Annotated in this window: 17 protein-coding genes; 8 read left to right on the top strand and 9 right to left on the bottom strand. The window is 66.1% G+C overall.

Features of this window, described 5'->3' with window-relative positions:
• Positions 1 to 6 precede the first annotated feature (6 nt).
• Positions 7 to 1,224 carry a cation:proton antiporter domain-containing protein gene (locus ABIA65_RS08940; RefSeq protein ID WP_354523297.1) on the top strand — a complete coding sequence of 406 codons (1,218 nt, stop codon included), beginning with the start codon at positions 7 to 9 and terminating at the stop codon, positions 1,222 to 1,224.
• Here ABIA65_RS08940 and ABIA65_RS08935 read toward each other — a convergent pair.
• From ABIA65_RS08935 to glpX, 3 genes are all read right to left on the bottom strand, one after another.
• Positions 1,175 to 1,624: a nuclear transport factor 2 family protein gene (locus tag ABIA65_RS08935; protein ID WP_354523296.1), complete on the bottom strand. Its 450-nt coding sequence runs from the start codon at positions 1,622 to 1,624 to the stop codon at positions 1,175 to 1,177. The genes ABIA65_RS08940 and ABIA65_RS08935 overlap by 50 nt on opposite strands.
• A 98-nt stretch (positions 1,625 to 1,722) precedes the next feature.
• Positions 1,723 to 3,132: a class II fumarate hydratase gene (locus tag ABIA65_RS08930; RefSeq protein WP_241403656.1), complete on the bottom strand. Its 1,410-nt coding sequence runs from the start codon at positions 3,130 to 3,132 to the stop codon at positions 1,723 to 1,725.
• 36 nt (positions 3,133 to 3,168) lie between these two features.
• Positions 3,169 to 4,197, bottom strand: a complete 1,029-nt coding sequence (gene glpX / locus ABIA65_RS08925) for a class II fructose-bisphosphatase (protein ID WP_241403657.1) — start codon at positions 4,195 to 4,197, stop codon at positions 3,169 to 3,171.
• A gap of 54 nt (positions 4,198 to 4,251) precedes the next feature.
• Here glpX and ABIA65_RS08920 point away from each other — a divergent pair, with 54 nt between their 5' ends.
• Entirely contained in the window at positions 4,252 to 4,902 is a 651-nt protein-coding gene (locus ABIA65_RS08920; protein ID WP_241403658.1) for a DUF4245 domain-containing protein, read from the top strand.
• Positions 4,903 to 4,910: 8 nt separating this feature from the next.
• On the top strand, positions 4,911 to 5,744 hold the full coding sequence (locus ABIA65_RS08915; protein ID WP_354523295.1) for a dienelactone hydrolase family protein: 834 nt from the start codon (positions 4,911 to 4,913) through the stop codon (positions 5,742 to 5,744).
• 15 nt (positions 5,745 to 5,759) lie between these two features.
• Here the strand turns inward: ABIA65_RS08915 and ABIA65_RS08910 are convergent, their stop codons facing one another.
• Entirely contained in the window at positions 5,760 to 6,992 is a 1,233-nt protein-coding gene (locus ABIA65_RS08910; RefSeq protein ID WP_354523746.1) for an AI-2E family transporter, read from the bottom strand.
• A 50-nt stretch (positions 6,993 to 7,042) separates the two neighbouring features.
• A complete protein-coding gene (locus ABIA65_RS08905) occupies positions 7,043 to 8,053 on the bottom strand; it encodes an NAD-dependent epimerase/dehydratase family protein (protein ID WP_354523294.1) in 1,011 nt (336 codons plus the stop codon).
• Between the two features lie 248 nt (positions 8,054 to 8,301).
• Between ABIA65_RS08905 and ABIA65_RS08900 the strand changes: the two genes are divergently transcribed.
• A complete protein-coding gene (locus tag ABIA65_RS08900; RefSeq protein ID WP_354523293.1) occupies positions 8,302 to 9,972 on the top strand; it encodes a SulP family inorganic anion transporter in 1,671 nt (556 codons plus the stop codon).
• On the opposite strand, the gene ABIA65_RS08895 is transcribed toward ABIA65_RS08900, so the two are convergent.
• From ABIA65_RS08895 to ABIA65_RS08880, 4 genes are all read right to left on the bottom strand, one after another.
• Positions 9,969 to 10,847: a formylglycine-generating enzyme family protein gene (locus ABIA65_RS08895; RefSeq protein ID WP_354523292.1), complete on the bottom strand. Its 879-nt coding sequence runs from the start codon at positions 10,845 to 10,847 to the stop codon at positions 9,969 to 9,971. The two genes, ABIA65_RS08900 and ABIA65_RS08895, sit on opposite strands and share 4 nt — an antisense overlap.
• A gap of 84 nt (positions 10,848 to 10,931) precedes the next feature.
• Positions 10,932 to 11,855, bottom strand: a complete 924-nt coding sequence (locus ABIA65_RS08890; protein ID WP_354523291.1) for an HAD family hydrolase — start codon at positions 11,853 to 11,855, stop codon at positions 10,932 to 10,934.
• Positions 11,856 to 11,857: 2 nt separating this feature from the next.
• Entirely contained in the window at positions 11,858 to 13,411 is a 1,554-nt protein-coding gene (locus ABIA65_RS08885; RefSeq protein WP_354523290.1) for an arylsulfatase, read from the bottom strand.
• 3 nt (positions 13,412 to 13,414) lie between these two features.
• Positions 13,415 to 14,965 (bottom strand): arylsulfatase, encoded by a 1,551-nt coding sequence (locus ABIA65_RS08880; RefSeq protein ID WP_354523289.1) that lies wholly within the window; start codon positions 14,963 to 14,965, stop codon positions 13,415 to 13,417.
• 293 nt (positions 14,966 to 15,258) lie between these two features.
• Here ABIA65_RS08880 and ABIA65_RS08875 point away from each other — a divergent pair, with 293 nt between their 5' ends.
• From ABIA65_RS08875 to ABIA65_RS08860, 4 genes are all read left to right on the top strand, one after another.
• On the top strand, positions 15,259 to 15,657 hold the full coding sequence (locus ABIA65_RS08875) for an MBL fold metallo-hydrolase (protein WP_354523287.1): 399 nt from the start codon (positions 15,259 to 15,261) through the stop codon (positions 15,655 to 15,657).
• Positions 15,642 to 15,968 carry an alkyl sulfatase C-terminal domain-containing protein gene (locus ABIA65_RS08870; protein WP_241403667.1) on the top strand — a complete coding sequence of 109 codons (327 nt, stop codon included), beginning with the start codon at positions 15,642 to 15,644 and terminating at the stop codon, positions 15,966 to 15,968. Before ABIA65_RS08875 ends, ABIA65_RS08870 begins: the two co-directional genes overlap by 16 nt.
• A gap of 110 nt (positions 15,969 to 16,078) precedes the next feature.
• The gene (locus ABIA65_RS08865) at positions 16,079 to 16,531 is read left to right on the top strand and encodes a DUF5994 family protein (RefSeq protein WP_354523286.1); all 453 of its coding nucleotides are present in this window, start codon (positions 16,079 to 16,081) and stop codon (positions 16,529 to 16,531) included.
• Between the two features lie 28 nt (positions 16,532 to 16,559).
• Positions 16,560 to 18,194, top strand: coding sequence for a fatty acyl-AMP ligase (locus ABIA65_RS08860; protein WP_354523285.1), 1,635 nt, complete (start codon positions 16,560 to 16,562; stop codon positions 18,192 to 18,194).
• The last annotated feature ends 1 nt before the right edge of the window (position 18,195 follow it).

Below are 18,195 nucleotides of genomic sequence, written 5' to 3'. Positions count from 1 at the left end.
GGTCGGATGGCGACCAATACCGCGTTCGTCCTGACCCTGCTGGTGGTGTGCTATGCCGTCGTGTCCGGCTTGGTGAAGCGCTGGTATGTGGCGCCCGCGCTGATCTTCGTCCTGGCCGGAATGGCGTTGGGGCCGTTCGGTCTCGACCTGCTGGAGGGCGGTCCGGACACCTCGACATTCACGGTGCTGGCGCAGCTCGCCTTGACCGTCATCCTGTTCAATCAAGCCGCCGCACTTGATCTCTCGACGGTGGTACGCCGACGCGACGTCACCTTCCGGTTGCTGGTGATCGGCATTCCCCTGACCATGGTGCTGGGCGTGATGACCGCGGTTCTGGTGCTGCCGGTGATGCCGCTGTGGGAGGCGGTGTGCCTGGCCGCGATCGTCGCGCCCACGGAGGTCGCGCTGATCCACGCACTGTTGGAAAACGATCGAGTCCCGGAGCGAATCCGCCACGCGCTGTCCACCGAGAGTGGCTTCTACGACGGCTTCGCGCTGGCGGTCCTGCTCGCCGCGCTTGCGGTGGCCTCCGAGCGGGCCGACTCCAATGAGACGCACTGGGGCTGGTTTCTGGTCCGCACGGAGCTGATGTCCGTGGTGGTCGGCTTGGGCGTCGGACTGTTGGGCGGCTGGGTGATCGGTGCGTCGCGTAAACGCGGATGGATGAGCGACACGTGGGCACAACTGGCGACGCTCGCCATCGCGCTGATGTGCTTTCAGGTCGGCGAACACCTGCACGGCAGCGGATTCGTCGCGGCGTTCGCCGGCGGACTGGCCTTCGCATTCGCGGCGCGCCGCGTCGGCTCACGCCCGGACATGCATGTGTCGGCCGCCGCCGGGCAGCTGCTCGAACTACTGGTGTTCGCGATGTTCGGCGGCTACGCCGTGATCGTCGGCTGGCGCGAGGCCGACTGGCGCATAATCGTATTCGCGATCGTCGCCGTGCTGGGTGTGCGCCTGGTCGCGGTGTCGGTGGCGCTGGTGCGCAGCGACGTGCCCACACGCGAGCGACTGTTCATCGGGTGGTTCGGTCCGCGTGGCATCAGCACGCTCGTGCTGGGGCTTCTGGTGGTCGACCGTGGTGACCTCGCGCAGGAGTCGTTGATCATTCAGGTGGTGGCGGTGACCGTCAGCCTGAGCCTGGTGATCCACAGCCTGAGCGCCTGGCCGGGGATCAGGTGGCTGGGGGCGCCAGATGCGACCCCGGCGCGAACCCCTCGGTGATCACCCGTCGGTGCAGAAACCGCCAGCCAGCCCCGTCCACGTTGCCGTCGGTGCTGGGCACCACGATGTCGCGGTAGGTGCCCCAGTGGTCAAGGCCGCGGGTGCCGATGAACTGGAAACACGCGTAGGTCTTGGCGCTGCCGTCGGGCTGAGGCTCGACGTGAATCGAACTCAGGTGGTGACGGGCGGGTAGGAAGTCGGCGTCGGCGAACTGCCCGCCGGCACGGGTGAACATGCCCAGAGTCTCGGTTGGGCCGGTGAACCTCTCGGCGCCGATCTCCAGTACCCCGTCGGGCGCGAACAGCGCCGCCAGCCGGTCGATCTTGCCGGTGTCGGCGAGGTACTGGTAGGCCGTCATCAGGCTGGTGACGCCCACGCGAACTTCATCGAGGGCGTTCACGGCTTTCCCTGCGTCCGGCAATGCCGAGTGTGAACGTCACGACAAGATCGGGCCGATAACGTCGCCACGTTCACACTCGGAAGCTTCGCGGAAAGTGGCTAGTCGCCATCCTTGACCTTGGCCATGGCGAGCACGTCCAGGCGCTTGTCGAGTTCTGCCTCTGAGAGCTTGTCGCCAATGAGCCCGCGGTCGATCACCGTCTGCCGAATGGTCTTGCGCTCCTTGAGTGCTTCCTTGGCGACCTTGGCGGCCTCCTCGTAGCCGATCGCCGAGTTGAGCGGTGTCACGATCGAGGGCGAGGACTCGGCCAGCTCGCGCAGGTGCTGCTCGTTGGCCACCAGGCCGTCAATGCACTTCGTGGCGAACAACTTCGACACGTTGGCCAGCAGCGTGAACGACTCCAGCACATTGCGGGCCATCATCGGGATGTAGACGTTGAGTTCGAAGGCGCCCGACAGCCCGCCCACGGTGACGGCCGCGTCGTTGCCGATGACCTGGGCCGCGACCTGCGTAACCGCCTCGGGCAGCACCGGATTGACCTTGCCGGGCATGATCGAGCTACCGGGCTGAAGGTCGGGCAGCTGCAGTTCGCCGAGGCCGGTGAGCGGCCCCGAGCCCATCCAACGCACGTCGTTGGCGATCTTGGTGAGCGAGACCGCGATGGTCTTCAGCGCGCCGGAGGCCTCGACCAGCCCGTCGCGTGCAGCCTGAGCCTCGAAAGAGTCGGCCGCCGTGCGCAGTTCGGCGATCCCCGTCTGGCTGACCAGGACGTCGACGACCTTCGCGCCGAAACCGTCGGGGGCGTTGAGCCCGGTGCCGACGGCGGTGCCGCCGATGGCGAGTTCACCAAGCCGGGGGAGTGTGGCCTTGACCCGCTCGATACCGGCCTCGACCTGGCGGGCGTAGCCGCCGAACTCCTGGCCCAGCGTCACGGGCACCGCATCCATCAGGTGGGTGCGGCCGGACTTGACCGTGGTGCGCCACTGGCGAGCCTTGGCGGCCAGCGACTCGTGCAGCACCTCGAGTGCCGGAATCAGGTGGCGGACAGCGGCTTCGGTCGCCGCGATATGCGTCGCGGTCGGGAACGTGTCGTTGGAGCTCTGCGACATGTTGACGTCGTCGTTGGGGTGGATGGTCACGCCGTTGGCCGCTGCGATGGACGCGATGACCTCATTGGCGTTCATGTTGGAGCTGGTGCCCGACCCCGTCTGGAACACGTCGATCGGGAACTGGTCGTCGTGCAGGCCGTCGGCGATCTCACCTGCTGCGGCGATGATCGCGTCGGCCTTCTCCGGAGCCAGCAGGCCCAGGTCCTTGTTGACCTGCGCACAGGCGCCCTTCAGCAGGCCCATCGCACGGATCTGGGTGCGCTCGAGCGGGCGGAACGAGATCGGAAAGTTCTCCACCGCGCGCTGCGTCTGTGCGCGCCACAGCGCGTTGACGGGCACACGCACTTCACCCATGGTGTCGTGCTCGATGCGGTACTCGACGTCATTGTCGGCGGTCATGTGCTCCCTATTCGGTAGATCGGAGGTGGGGTGGGATTAGGGCAGGGGGTAGGCCGCGGACTTGTCGCCCGTGAAGTCGACCGCGGAGTACTCGTTGAGCTTGGTGAGGCGGTGGTAGGCCTCGATCATCCGGACGGTGCCGGACTTGGATCGCATGACGATCGACTGCGTGGTGCAGCCGCCGCCGGAGTAGCGCACACCCTGCAGCAGGTCGCCGTCGGTGACGCCGGTGGCGGAGAAGAAGACGTTCTCGCCCGACACCAGATCCTCGGTGTGCAGCACCCGGTCCAGATCGTGCCCGGCGTCGAGGGCCTTCTGGCGTTCGGCGTCATCGGTGGGCGCCAGCGTGGCCTGGATGGCGCCGCCCATACAGCGGATCGCGGCCGCGGTGATGATGCCCTCCGGGGTGCCGCCGATTCCGGCGAGCATGTCGGTGCCTGAGTTCGGTCGGCATGCCGAGATCGCGCCAGCGACGTCACCGTCGGAGATCAGGCGGATGCGGGCACCCGCGTCCCGCACATCGGCGATCAGCTGCGCGTGCCGCGGCCGGTCCAGAACGCACACGGTGAGGTCGGCAACGCTGGAGTTCTTCACCTTGGCGACCCGGCGGATGTTCTCGCCGATCGGGGCGGTGATGTCGATGACATCGACGGCGTCGGGGCCGACGGCGATCTTGTTCATGTAGAAGACGGCCGACGGGTCGAACATGGCGCCGCGCTCGGCGACCGCGAGAACCGAGATGGCGTTGGGCATGCCCTTGCTCATCAGCGTGGTGCCGTCGACGGGGTCGACCGCGAAGTCGCACTCCGGACCGTCCCCGTTGCCGACCTCTTCGCCGTTGTAGAGCATCGGGGCGTTGTCCTTCTCGCCCTCGCCGATCACCACGACACCGCGCATTGAGACCGAGTTCACCAGCTCGCGCATGGCGTCGACCGCTGCGCCGTCGCCGCCCTCCTTATCACCACGGCCGACCCACCGACCGGCGGCCATGGCGCCTGCTTCGGTCACCCGCACCAACTCGAGGGCCAGGTTGCGGTCCGGGGCTTCACGTCTCGATGGCGTCATGTGCCAGATTCTCCCATTAGCAGCTCGGTTCTTGGGAGCTGGGATACTGGGACGGTGACCGTCCCGCCCGCGAACCCGCCACAGCCTCCTCCACCGCCGAGGCCAGCCAAGTCGCGGTTGCGGCAGGACGGGCGCGACATGTTCTGGTCGATGGCGCCGCTGGTGCTGGTCTGCATCGTTGCCGCAGGTGTTCTCGGGATGTGCTCGTTTGCCCCCAACGGTCCCGGCGAGGGGCCAACACCGCCGTATGACGCCCCGGCCGCACTGGGAGCCGACGCCGAGACGTTGAAGATTCCGATCCGGCTGCCCAAGTTGCCCGAGGGCTGGCGGGCTAACTCGGGCTCGCGCGGCAGCATCGAAGCAGGTCGCACCGATGCGGAGGGCGTGGAAGTGCGGGCCCTGACGTCGCGGGTCGGCTACCTCGCCCCGACCGGCATGTTCATCAGCCTGACCCAGAGCGACGCCGACGAGGACAAGTTGCTCAGCTGGATGGACACCAGCCTGATTCCCACCGGCGCCGAGGACGTGAACGGCGTCAAGTGGGTCACCTATGAGGGCGGTGAGGACGTCCGGCCGGTGTGGACCACCCGGATCGACGGCCCGACCGGCCCGGCGCAATTGGCGCTGACGGGCGCCGCCGGTACCGATGAGTACCGTATTCTGGCGGAGGCCACTCAGACGCAGCCACCACTGCCAGTCAGCTAGGAGCGTTCATGTCGTCACGCAACTCGGATGTCGCCGGCGGGGCGGCTCCGGAAGCCGACCTCACTGGCTGGGAAGCCGCACCGTTCACCGGCGCGGGACTCACTTACGACGTGTACCGCAAGGGCCAGGGCCCCGGCGTCGTCTTGATCCCCGAGATGCCCGGCCTGCACCCCGGCGTGCTGGCGTTGGGAAACCATCTGGTGGACAACGGGTTCACCGTCGCCGCACCCTCGCTGTTCGGCACGCCTGGTGCGCCGGCGCTGCGGCCCGGAGCTGTGCCGGTCCTGCTGAAGGGATGCGTGACCAAGGAGTTCGCCGCATTCGCGACCAACGCAGATCGGCCGATCGCGCACTTCCTGCGCGCCCTTGCGCGTGACCTCAACGACAAGACACCCGGCAAGGGCGTCGGCGTCATCGGACAGTGCTTCACCGGTGGCTTCGCCCTGGCGGCCGCCGTCGACGACAGCGTGCTCGCGCCGGTGATGAGTCAGCCCTCGCTGCCGCTGCCGTTGACTCTGAAACAGCGCCGCGACCCCGGCCTCTCGGAGGCCGAGCTGAAGATCATCGAGCGCAGGGCCGCCGACGAGGGGCTGTGCGCCATGGGACTGCGGTTCAGCGAGGACCCGATGTCGCCCGGCGACCGGTTCAAGACGCTCAAGGCGCGCCTCGGCGACGCTTTCGAGGTCATCGAGATCAGCTCGAAGCCGGGTAACCCGGACGGCATCGGCCGGATGGCGCACTCGGTGCTCACCGATCAGGTGCGCGAGGTGGACGGGAACCCGGCCTATGAGGCGCGCAAGCGCGTCGTCGCCTTCCTGACGGAGCGACTGGCCGCGAACTAGGGGCGTGTAGCCGGCTCAGTCCGAACTGGCCGGCGTCGCCTCGGCCTCGTCCTCAACCTCGGCCTGCTTGGTCTGAAGCCTGTCGCGCTGGTGGTCTGAGCCCAGGCGGGCGCGGGCCCACGCAACCAGCCTGGCCAGCAGGCCGGGCTTGTCGTCCTCGTCGGCCTCATCGTCGAGATCGGTGATCGGTACGCCCTTGTACACCGCGAGGTACACGGTGACCGTGGTGACGATGACGATCATCAGGACCGGCCCGATGATGATCCCGAGGAAGCCGAACATGGTGATGCCGGCGAACACCGCCAGCAGCATCAGCGCGGAGTCCAGGCGGGCCTGACGCGGCACCAGGATCGGTCGCAGCACATTGTCGATGTTCGTGACCACGAGCAGGTGCCACACGACGACGAACAGGCCGCCCCACACGTTGCCGAACAGGACCATTCCGATGCCGAACGGGATGCTCACGATGCCACCGCCGAGGGGAATGATCGACAGCGCGGTCAGCATGATCGCGAAGATGAAGAACCCCTCGTGAAAACCCGCGATGTAGATCGACACCGCACCGGCAAGGCCTTGCGCCAGGGCGATGACGAACTGGCCGAACACGGCACCCCGCACCATGGCGCCCATCTTCTCCAGGTAGAGGTCGGTGACGTCCTCGCCGAGCGGATTGAGCTTGCGGATCAGCGTCTGCACGTTGTCGTGGTTGGACAGCAGCGAGATGAACACGTAGATGAAGAGGACGGCTGCTGTCAGCGCACCCGCCAGCCCACCGGCCGCGCCCTGCAGGAAGCCCAGGGCCCACTCGCCGACGTGCTGCGCGACGGTGGTCATCCGCTCCTGAATCATCTCGGGAGTGACGTCGAAGTCGCTCAGGAACGGGACCTTGTCCACCGTGTCGTTGACGAGCTTCAGTGTCCGGTCGCCCAGCGAACTGAGGTCGGTCCGCGACACCCAGTCCGAGACGCTGCGGACCATCGCGCTGATCTGCACCACCGCCAGGAGCACCAGCAGGCTGAGGGGAATGATGAGCGCGAAGAGCGCCGCCAGCACAGTCAGCGTCACTGACAGGCCCTTGCCCATCCTCTTGCCGAGCCACATGAACAGCGGGTGGAACAGGTATGCCGCGACGGCTGCCACGACGATGACCATGAAGAAGCCGCGCAGGAAGTACGCACCGAATGCGATGGCGACGCCGGTGGCGATCGCCAGTGCCCGCTTCTGCGACGCGGTGAACTCGGTCTTCATGGCCACGCGCTGATCCTGTCAGAGGTGCCGGCCGAACGAGGTGCTCTGGCTCAGCGAGTCCGGTCGGGTCCTGGGTCGCCCCACTTGCCGCGGATGGCGCCCCACGGGTCCGCGTACTTGCCCGGGGCGTTGCGGTAGGCCGACTGCCTGCGCAGGACGAAGCCGATCAGCGGGGCGACGGCGCGGAACGGGTAGCGCTTCCAGCCGGCCTTCTCGGCGGTCTCGGCGAGCATGTCGGGCCACGAAAAGTGTTGGAACTTCAGCACTTCCTGGGCTCGCACCGTGTCCATCCAGTCGGTGGCGAACCAGTCCGTGTCACTGTCGGGGTTGCCGGGGCGCCCGATCGGGATGGCGCCGACCAGACCCATGGCGCCCGCCGTCGCGACGGCAATGTCGCCCTGGGTGAGGCGATGCGACTCGTCACCACCGATCAGCAGGATCTCGCCGACGCAGTCTGCGGTGGTCGCCGCCGCGAATGCCGCGGCGACATCACGCACGTCGACGGTCTGAATTCGGCCGTCGGTGGGCAGCGCGCTCTCGAAGAACAGGAACTCGGGTTTGATGTCGAAGCTGATATCGGTGGTCAGCACGCCGCCGAGGCGTAGCACCACCCAGTCCAGGCTCGATGTGCGGACGAGCTCCTCGGCTTCGGCCTTGTGTGTGCCGTAGAGGTCCGTCGGCCGCATCGGGGTGTCAGCCGAGAGCACGTCGGTGATGTGGTGTGGGTTGCGCGATCCGTACACCGCGACGCTGGAGGCCACCACTATCCGCGGCTGCGGATCCTGTGACTTGGCGGCCTCCACCAGATACCCGGTGGCATCGACACTGACCTTGCGGGCCAGCGCGGGCCGCGAGTAGCAGAACGGTGCGATGATCGCGGCCAGGTGGATTATCGCGGCGGGCGCAACGTCGCCGATCAGCGCGTCCACCGCGGCCGGGTCGGTGAGGTCGGCGTAGCGCACCTCGACACCGGCTGGCAGTCCGGCGGCGGCCTTGCGATTCTCGGCGTTGTCGAGATCGGTGGCCACCACCCGTCGCCCGTCGGCGGCGAGCCGTCTCACCGTCGCCGATCCCACTAGCCCAAAGGCCCCGTCACCAAAACCGCGTCAGTCATGCGCCTCCCCAGTCAGCCATGTAGAACGTGATACAACCTCGCACTCTCGGCTGGTAAGCGCAATCGCTAGCTCGGCACCACGCGTCGGGCGATACCGCCGACGAACTCGGGCGACTTGGCGTGGAATGGGACATGGCGCGGTTCCCGACATCAGCAGATGTCGGACGATGCGGCGGCTGAGGGGACTGGATCCGGATGAGGCTCAAGCTGGGCAAGCCGACGTTCCGTGATGCCGTTGCCGGACTGGTGACGGGCCTGTTCTCGATCCCAGAAGGCATGGCGTACGCCAGCATCGGCGGGTTCAACCCCGTGGCCGGCCTCTACTCCGGCGTCGTGTCCACGATCGTCGGCTCGATGTTCGCCCGCACCGTGCTCATGGTCACCACCTTGACCAGCGCCCTGGCACTGTCATCGCGCAGTGTGCTGACGGACGCCGGCCTGGATCCGTCCGACCCCGCCAACGTCGCCGCACTGGCCATCGTCGTGGGGGTCGTGATGCTGGTGCTGGGTCTGTTGAAGTTCGGATCGATCATGAACTTCGTCTCGAACGCGGTGATGACCGGATTCACCGCCGGTATCGCGCTGCAGATCATCGCCGGCGTGATCGGCGACGCCACCGGGTACCGACCGGACAGTCACAACACCATCGGCAAGTTCATCGACGCCTTCGCGCACATCGGCTCCTGGGAGGTCGGCCCCTGTTTGGTCGCGGTGGCGACGGTCGCGGTGTGGGCGGTGTTTCACTTCATCAAACCGCTTGAGGCCTTCGCGATCCTGATTGCGCTCGTCGTCGTGACGCTGGGCGTCGCGCTTCTCGGGGTGCAGGTGGAGACGGTCAGCGATATCGCGTCCATTCCCAATGCGCTTCCGCCGTTCTCGGTGCCGAACTTCGCGGCGATGCCCGAGCTGCTAGTCGGGGGACTGGCGGTCGCGCTCGTCGGGCTGGCGCAGGCGGCCGGTATCTCGGCTGCCGTGCCAAACCCAGATCGGAGCCGCCCGAGCACATCTGGTGACTTCGTCGCGCAGGGGGCGGCCAACGTTGCAGGCGGATTGTTCGGCGCGTTACCCACCGGCGGATCGCTTTCGCGTACCGGCGTCGCGGTCTCTGCGGGGGCTCAGACGCGTTGGGCGGGGATATTCGCCGGGCTGTGGCTGGCGGCCCTGGTGCTGGTCGCGGGGTCGCTGGCGGAACGGATCCCGATGCCGGTCATCGGCGGGCTCATTCTCGTGATCGGCGCTGAGCTGGTCATGGGTCGGTGGGCCGACATCAAACTGGTGGTGCGTACCGCTCCGCTGTCCGCCGTCGCGATGCTGGTCACATTCGCGGCCACGACACAGCTGCCGTTGCACACTGCGATCCTGATCGGTGCGCTCACCTCGCTTGTGCTGTACTGCGCCAAGGCTTCGCAGGCAGCGGAGCTGATCGCCCTTTCGCGGACCGACGGCGACTGGTGGGTGGTCCCGGTGCCAGACGCCGTCGCGAACGACGCTGTGACGGTGTTGCAGTACTCGGGTGTGGGGCTCTTCGCCGAGGTGCCCCGGATCGACGAGGACTGGCCCCGAGTCGAGAGCTCCAACAACGCCGTCGTGGTGCTGGGGATGCACACGCTGCCCGATGTGCCCTCGTCGAAGGTGATCAAGGCATTGAGGCGGTGGGCCGAGGACCTTGCGGCCAACGGCGGCAGGCTGATCATCGCGGGAGTCAGCCCCGCGACGGCGAAGGTGTTCGAACTCGCCGGCCTGGTCGAACTATTGGGAGCCGATGGCATGGTGCTGGCCACAGACCGGTTGTTCGAGGCCACAGAGGAAGCCGTGCGACGGGGTGAGGTATGGATCGCCGCACGCCGCAATCCGCCCCCGACCTAGGCTCGGACGCACCGGAAGCCGATGTGGCTCATCCCGGTGTCCACCATCTGCGGCCTGCGCGCGGCGGGGCGGTAGCGCAGGCAGTAGCTGTCCGCGCACAGGAACGATCCGCCCTTGATCACCTTGCGGCCGATCTGGAACTGCGGCTGGTTGGGGTCGTAACTGTCCGCCGCGCAGCAGGACTCGAGCGCACGGGTGTCGGTCCACCAGTCGAGCGTCCACTCCCAGACGTTGCCCGCCATATCGAACAGGCCGTAGTCGTTCGGCGTGAAGCTCCCGACGGGTTGTGTTGTCCCGTAACCCGTGTCGGGCAGATAGGGAAACTCGCCGTGCCAGTAGTTGGCCAGTCGTTCGCCCGGGCCCTCGGGTGCGTCGCCCCACGTGTAGGTCGCCCCGGAGAGGCCCCCGCGGGCGGCCACCTCCCATTGCGTCTCGGTGGGCAGTGCCAGGCCCGCCCACTCGGCGTAGGCCTCGGCGTCCTCGAACGCCACGTGCACGACGGGATGATGCTCGCGGTTGCGCAGGGTGGACTTCGGGCCGCGCGGGTGGTTCCAGCACGCACCTGGCGTCCACGTCCACCACTGGTTGAGGTGGCGCAGGTCGACGGGACCGGGTGTGCGATGAAAGACCATCGATCCCGGCTGCAGATTCTCCGGTGGAGCGTCGGGGAAGTCCGCGGGGTCGATCGGCCGCTCGGCGATCGTGACGTAGCCGGTCGCCTCGACAAACGCGGCGAAGTCGGCGTTGCTCACCTGATGGGTCTGCATCCAGAAGCCCTCGACGGTCGCCTCCCGGACGGGACCCTCCTCCGGGTAGTGCGCGTCGGAACCCAGTAGCGCGGTCTGGGCTGGAATCCAGGCGAAGCCGTCGCTCACTGGTTGTGTGCTCCCCGTCGAGACTGCGGTGAGATCGCGCTTTCGGCCGAAACGGCGATCTCACCGCAGTCTCGGCGGTCGAGGTCAGGCAAAGACGGCCGTCCAGTCGTTCTTGAGACTGACAACGGTCCAGCCGTACTGCTTTGCGTGGTCCAGCACCCTCTCCGCGCCTGCGGTGTAGTCGAATTCGCGTTCGGCATCGTCGTGCAGCACCAGCAGGCGCAACGACGGCTTGTCCGGCCGACCCGCGTACATCAGCATCTCGTCGTCGCCGTTGGAGTTGCCCGCGGCCAGGATCGGCCGCCTGCCGATGCGGTTCCAGATCCGCACGGGTTTCTCCGGCCCGTCGTCGAAGACATCGAGCGTCGGCTGGATCAGCAGGTCGCCGCGTCCGTCGCGGCCGTCGAACTTCAGCCCCTGGGAGCTGCCGACGACGCGTTCGGGCGGGATGCCGTAGATCGTCGACGTGACGGGCCGCATGAAGTCGCGTCCACCGCCAGACGCGATGTAGCAGGTGAAGTCGTGCGTCTCGAGGTAGCGCAGCAACTCGACCATCGGCGCGTAGACACAGTGCAGATAGTTGCGCTGCAGCGTGGGATGGCTGGCCTCGGCGAAGAAGGCGTTGACCAGCGCCGCGTGTTCCTCGACGGTCATCGACTCATGCAGCGACATCACCGCCCCGGCAAGCACTTTGAGGTCGGAGTCATCACCCTGATAGTGCTTGGTGATGGCTCCGCCGAACCAGTTCAGATCGCCTGCCACCGCTGCCTGATACGGCTGGTTGGCGGCCAGCGAAGTATCGGTCGCTGCCTTCTCGACCAGCCTGCGCACGATGAAGTCCAGCTGGATGTACATCGGCTTCTCACACCACAGCGTGCCGTCGTTGTCGAAGACGGCGACGCGTTCCTCAGGCGGGACGAAGTCCGGTCCAGCGGTCGTGACACGGGCGACGAAGTCGATGATTGCCGACTTCGTCGCGCCGTCGGCCCAAGTCGCGAGCTCCGCCACGTTCAGCCGCCGCGAGTGGCGAGGAACTTCTCGAGTTCCTCGACCGCGTGGTTGATGGTGAACGACGCCGGCTCCTGCCGCGGCGGGAACTCCTTGAACGTCTCCAGGAACTGGTTCACGATCGCTGAGCCGTAGAACATCAGGTACAGACGATCAATCACCCAGTCCCAGTAGGTGTTCGAGGTGATATCCGCGTGTTCGAAGGGATCGGTGCGCAGGTTGAAGAGTTTCGGTGCGCGCAACTTCGTGAATGGCTCGAACCACACCGCGAGCGTGCCCTGGCAGCGCTGCTCCATGAACACGATCTTCCAATTGTCGGCTCGGATGCCCAGCACATCGCCGTCGTCGGAGAAGTAGATCATCCCGCGCCGCGGACTCTTGTCGACCTCGCCAGTCAGATACGGCAGCAGGTTGTAGCCGTCGATGTGCACCTTGTACTCGGTTTTGCCGTCGGCGCCAGCCTTGTGACCGGCCTTGAGTCTCTCGACGATATCCGGATCACCCGCAGCGGCTGCGAATGTGGGCAGCCAATCATGATGCTGGACAATCTCGTTGGATACCGATCCGGCCTTGATCTTTCCCGGCCAGCGGATCAACTCCGGAATGCGGAACGCGCCCTCCCAGTTCGTCGCCTTCTCGCTGCGGAACGGGGTGGTTGCCCCGTCGGGCCAGCTGTTGGCATGTGGGCCGTTGTCGGTGGAGTAGATGACGATGGTGTCCTCGGCGATCCCGAGTTCGTCCACCAGATCGAGCAGCGTGCCGACGTTGCGGTCATGGTCGATCATCGTGTCGTGGTACGGCGACTGCCAGCGCCCGGCCTGACCTCTGCTCTCCGGCTTGGTGTGGGTGCGAAAGTGCATGTGCGTCATGTTCATCCACACGAAGAACGGGGTTTCCGCCTCGTGCTGACGCCTGATGAACTCCGCGCATGCAGACGTGGTCTCGTCGTCGATGGTCTCCATCCGCAGTTTCGTCAGCGGTCCGGTGTCCTCGATGCGCTGCCTGCCGACCGGACCGTACCGTTCGTCGACCTCACCGGAGTCCTCGTCGGTGGCCCAGGAGTGGATCACGCCGCGCGGTACCAGAGCCTTGCGCAGCAGAGGCGCCTCCTCTTCGGTGGGGTAGTCCTCGTGCTCCGGCTCCTCCTCGGCATTGAGGTGGTACAGGTTTCCGAAGAACTCGTCGAATCCGTGTGCGGTGGGCAGGTATTTGTTCAGGTCGCCAAGGTGGTTCTTGCCGAACTGGCCGGTGGCGTAACCCAGCGGTTTGAGCACCTCGGCGATCGTCGGGTCCTCCTTCTGCAGCCCGACGTCGACACCGGGCATGCCGACCTTGCTCATACCGGTGCGATAGACGCTCTGTCCGGTGATGAACGACGACCGTCCCGCGGTGCAGCTCTGCTCGCCGTAGGAATCGGTGAAAAGCATTCCCTCATCAGCGATCCGGTCGATGTTGGGGGTGAAGTAGCCCATCATGCCGCGGCTGTAACAACTGAGGTTGGAGATGCCGATGTCATCGCCCCAGATGACCAGGATGTTCGGTTGCGAATTAGGCATTTGTCAGTCCTTTGCAAGGTACTCGTGCAGCTTCTCGACCGCCTGGTCGACGCTGAAACTGGCCGGTGCGTGCCGCGGGCGGAACTCCTTGAACGTCTCCAGGAACTTGGTCGCCATGGCGGTGGCATAGAAGACGAAGTAGTCGTGTCGCAGCAGCCACTCGTAATAGGTGTTCGACGTGATGTCGGCGTACTCGAACGGATCGGTACGCAGGTTGAACAGCTTCGGCACCCGGAGCGAGGTGAACGGCTCGGCCCAAATCCGTAGCGTGCCCGGGCAGCGCTGCTCCATGAAGACGATCTTCCAGTTCTCGAAACGCATGGCGACTAGGTCACCGTCATCGGAGAAGTAGAAGAAGCCACGCCGCGGGCTCTCGTCTACCTCACCAGTCAGGTAGGGGAGCAGGTTGAAACCGTCAATGTGGACCTTGTACTCGGTGTTCCCGTCGGCGCCGGCCTTATGGCCCTTCTTCAGCTTCTCGCTGATGTCCGGGTCACCCGCGGCGGCCAGGAGGGTCGGCAGCCAGTCGTGATGCTGAATGATCTCGTTCGAGACGACGCCAGCCTCGATCTTGCCGGGCCAGCGGACCAGTTCCGGCACGCGGAACGCACCCTCCCAGTTGGTGTCCTTCTCACTTCGGAATGGGGTGGTGCCCGCGTCGGGCCAGGTGTTCCGGTGCGGTCCGTTGTCGGTGGAGTAGATGACGATGGTGTCCTCGGCGATGCCGAGTTCGTCGATGGCATCGAGGACGGTGCCGACGTTGCGGTCGTGATCGATCATCGCGTCGTGGTACTCGGACTGCCACAGGCCGGCCTGTCCCCGGCTCTCCGGTTTGACGTGGGTATAGAGGTGCATGTGGGTGAAGTTGCACCACACGAAGAACGGGGTGTCCGCCTCGTGCTGGCGCTTGATGTAGTCGACGGTGGCCTCGGCGATATCGTCGTCGATGGTCTCCATCCGCTTGGTGTTCAGCGGCCCGGTGTCCTCAATGGTCTGCTTGCCGACGGGCCCGTACTTCGGGTCGTCGGGTTCACCGGAGACGTCGTCGGTGGCCTTGCACTTCAACACACCGCGGGGCTTGGCGAGGTTGTACAGCCGGGGGTAGCGATCCTCGTGCGGGTAGTCGTACTGCTCGGGCTCCTCCTCGGCGTTGAGGTGGTACAGGTTGCCGTAGAACTCGTCGAAGCCGTGCACCGTCGGCAGGTACTTGTTGAGGTCGCCGAAGTGGTTCTTGCCGAACTGGCCGGTGGCGTAGCCCAGCGGTTTGAGCAACTCGGCGATGGTCGGATCCTCCGCAGCCCAACCGATGTCAGCGCCAGGGATACCGACCTTGCTCATTCCGGTGCGATACACGCTTTGACCACTGATGAAGGCGGCCCGGCCCGCGGTGCAGCTTTGCTCACCGTAGGAATCGGTGAATCGCATGCCCTCTTTGGCGAGCCGGTCGATGTTCGGGGTGCGATAGCCCATGACGCCGTCGCTGTAACAACTCAGGTTGGTGATGCCGATGTCATCGCCCCAGATGACCACGATGTTCGGCTTTCCGTTGGGCATGTCGCCCTCGCTTTCATCCGACGTGGTGTGGATCCTGCTTTCTGGACACTAGGGGAATGTTCCGCGTGGCGTTGGCCCTCAGCAAGAATTTCACGCGGTGGCCTGAACCGAACATCAAGATTTGCAATAGAACTCGATCGGAGCGGTGGACGCGGGTATTGCCCATTCGCTCGTCTTCGACGAGCGCGTCGGTAACGCTCCAACGCGCGTGCCGGAGGCCCACCATCGAAGCCATAGGTGAAGGTATTGGGCAGCCCTGTGCGTCCCGCACCCCAGCCCAAGATTGCGTGCGGTTGCCACCGCGAGACGCTGGCTTTGACCTGGCCAACCTAACCCTGCTGAAGGGCGACACTGGCTGGATCGTGATCGACACCCCGATCTCGCCGGAGATGGCCAAGGCCGGACTGGATCTGGCCAACGAGAAGCTCGGTGCCAGTCCAGTTCTCGCAGTCGTGCACAGTCACTCGCACACCGATCACTACGGTGGCGTGCGCGGCATCGTCTCGCAGCAGGACGTCGACACCGGCAAGGTGAAAATCATCGCGCCGTCAGCGGCTTTCGTCGAGGCTGCGGTCAGCGAGAATGTGATCGCCAGCAACGCGATGTCTCGGCGGGTGCAACGGCGTTCCCCGATGCCGGAGGGACGGACACCGCGAGTCCGGACACCATCAATGCCATGCCGCCGGAGATGATGTTCGACTACCTGGGCGTGCGACTCAACGGCCCGAGGGCCGCGGGCAGGAAGATCACCCTCAATGTCGATTTCACCCAGCTGAAGAAGCAGTATGTGCTCACCGTGGAGAACGGCGTGCTCAACTACGGGTCCGCACCGATACCGAATGCCGACGCCAGCCTCAAGCTCACCAAGGCGACGATGAACCAGATTCAGCTGGGCAAGTTGAAGCTCAACGACGGCATCGACCAGAACAGGGTGACGCTCGAGGGCAATCGCCAGTCACGAACGACACGATTGATTCGTCAAGCCGGAAAGCGCACGGGGTGACGCGCATTACGAAATCCCTGCGTTACCCTCAAGGAGTCGCAGGTTCCTCGCGTTCCCGCCGAGCGGTGACCGTCTGCGACGTGTGCGTATAACGGATGGGAGCACCATCCATGGTGCTGAACTCTCCTGTGGCCAACAAGGCCCCCCGGTTGGTGTTCTGCAACAGATCAGCCACCCGCGGCGGCGTCGATGCCGCGTGGCTGCCCGGCAGCAACAACCTGGGCGCTGAACTGCCCGACCTGCTTGCGGTCATCGGATCGATGATCGGCGAGGTCCGACGCGTTGTTTACGACCCACGGTCCTGGACGAAGACGCCGTCGCGCATGATCCGGCGCGGCGTGGCAATCTCCATCGATCCCTACCCGATGGTGACGTGCGAGACGATCTACCTGATCGGCACGCACTCCCGGGACGCCGTTATCTACGTCTTCCCGCAGACGTGTACCACCGCGATCGTGGACCGCGTCCTGGACGCCATCCGCGACTCCGACGCACCGATGGACACGTCTGTGCTTCGACATCTGCTGGGCCGATTCTCGACTGCCGAGGCCGAAACGGCGTGACGGGGTGCGTCAAAGAACAGGGCCTGCGATGAGCAGGTTCTGTGACGCAATGTTCGCCAATGCGCGAACCAGCACGCGGGGGATGGTCACCGGGGATCCTCATGCGCTCATCCGGCACAGCTGGGCCGAGGTGCACGAACGCGCCCGCCGCATCGCCGGGGGTCTCGCCGCGGCGGGTGTCGGACCCGGCGACGCGGTCGCGGTGCTGGCGGGTGCCCCCGCCGAGATCGCTCCCACCGCGCAGGCCGTCTGGATGCGGGCCGCCAGTTTGACGATGCTGCATCAGCCGACGCCCCGTACGGACCTCGTGGTGTGGGCAGAGGAGACCGGCCGGGTGGTCGACGCGCTCGGCGCGGCGGCAGTGGTGGTGTCGGACCCGTTCATGGCGGCCGCGCCCTTCCTGGCCGAACGTGGCGTCACTGTCCTGGTGCCCGCCGATCTGATGACGTTCGACCCCGTCGAGCCTCTCGAGACCGCCGAGGACGACATCGCACTGCTTCAGTTGACGTCCGGTTCGACGGGCCCGCCGAGGGCCGTCCGGATCACGCACCGGAACCTGGTGTCCAACGCGGAGGCCATGTTCGTCGGCGCCGAGTACGACCTGGACACCGACGTCATCGTGAGCTGGCTTCCGCTGTTCCACGACATGGGCATGACGGGCTTTCTGATCGTGCCGATGTACTTCGGCGCCGAGCTGGTCAAGGTCACGCCGATGGACTTCCTCACCGATATTCTGTTGTGGCCCAGGCTCATCGACAAATACAAGGGCACGATGACGGCCGCGCCCAACTTCGCCTACGCGCTGCTGGCCAAGCGGCTCCGCAGACAGGCCAACCCCGGTGAGTTCGACCTCTCCTCGCTGAGATGGGCGCTCTCGGGTGCCGAGCAGGTCGAGCCCGCCGTGGTCGAGGACCTGTGTGAGGCCGGCGCGCCGTTCGGGCTCCGCCGGGAGGCGATTCTGCCCGCGTACGGGATGGCCGAGGCCACGGTGGCGGTGTCGTTCGCGGTCTGCGGCGCGGGCCTCGTCGTCGACGAGATCGACGCCGACATGCTCGCGGTGCTGCACAGGGCGGTCCCAACCACGTCGGGCAACGTGCGCAGGCTCGCGACTCTCGGGCCGGTCCTGGGCGGGCTGGAGGTTCGCATCGTCGACGAGGACGAGAACCCGTTGCCGACGCGTGGCGTCGGCGTCATCCAGGTGCGCGGCGAGCCGGTCACGCCGGGCTACACCACCGAGGGCGGATTCATCCCGGCGCAGGACGACCTGGGCTGGTATGACACCGGCGACCTGGGTTACCTGACCGAACGCGAGCACATCGTGGTGTGCGGGCGGGTCAAGGACGTCATCATCATGGCCGGCCGCAATGTCTATCCCACCGACATCGAGCGGGCCGCGCTGCGCGTGGACGGGGTCCGGCCCGGGTGTGCCGTCGCGGTGCGGTTGAACGCGGGGCACTCGCGGGAGTCGTTCGCCGTCGCGGTCGAGTCGAATGCCTTCGAGGACCACGCCGAGGTCCGCCGCATCCAGAGGGCCGTGGCGCACGAGGTGTTCGCCGAGGTGGACCTGCGTCCGCGCAACGTCGTGGTGCTGGCGCCGGGCGCCGTCCCGAAGACACCGTCGGGCAAGCTGCGTCGGGCGCACGCCCTGTCACTGGTCGGATAGC

Source organism: Mycolicibacterium sp. 624, from assembly GCF_040548615.1.
In the GTDB taxonomy this organism is placed as follows: Bacteria; Actinomycetota; Actinomycetes; order Mycobacteriales; family Mycobacteriaceae; genus Mycobacterium.
This window is presented reverse-complemented; position numbering and strand designations above follow the sequence as displayed.

Coding starts and splice junctions, on each gene's coding strand:
- ABIA65_RS08940 (WP_354523297.1), top strand. CDS start 7: ATGGCGACCAATACCGCGTTCGTCCTGACCCTGCTGGTGGTGTGCTAT.
- ABIA65_RS08930 (WP_241403656.1), bottom strand. CDS start 3,132: ATGACCGCCGACAATGACGTCGAGTACCGCATCGAGCACGACACCATG.
- glpX (WP_241403657.1), bottom strand. CDS start 4,197: ATGACGCCATCGAGACGTGAAGCCCCGGACCGCAACCTGGCCCTCGAG.
- ABIA65_RS08915 (WP_354523295.1), top strand. CDS start 4,911: ATGTCGTCACGCAACTCGGATGTCGCCGGCGGGGCGGCTCCGGAAGCC.
- ABIA65_RS08910 (WP_354523746.1), bottom strand. CDS start 6,992: ATGAAGACCGAGTTCACCGCGTCGCAGAAGCGGGCACTGGCGATCGCC.
- ABIA65_RS08900 (WP_354523293.1), top strand. CDS start 8,302: ATGAGGCTCAAGCTGGGCAAGCCGACGTTCCGTGATGCCGTTGCCGGA.
- ABIA65_RS08885 (WP_354523290.1), bottom strand. CDS start 13,411: ATGCCTAATTCGCAACCGAACATCCTGGTCATCTGGGGCGATGACATC.
- ABIA65_RS08880 (WP_354523289.1), bottom strand. CDS start 14,965: ATGCCCAACGGAAAGCCGAACATCGTGGTCATCTGGGGCGATGACATC.
- ABIA65_RS08870 (WP_241403667.1), top strand. CDS start 15,642: ATGCCGCCGGAGATGATGTTCGACTACCTGGGCGTGCGACTCAACGGC.
- ABIA65_RS08865 (WP_354523286.1), top strand. CDS start 16,079: ATGGTGCTGAACTCTCCTGTGGCCAACAAGGCCCCCCGGTTGGTGTTC.
- ABIA65_RS08860 (WP_354523285.1), top strand. CDS start 16,560: ATGAGCAGGTTCTGTGACGCAATGTTCGCCAATGCGCGAACCAGCACG.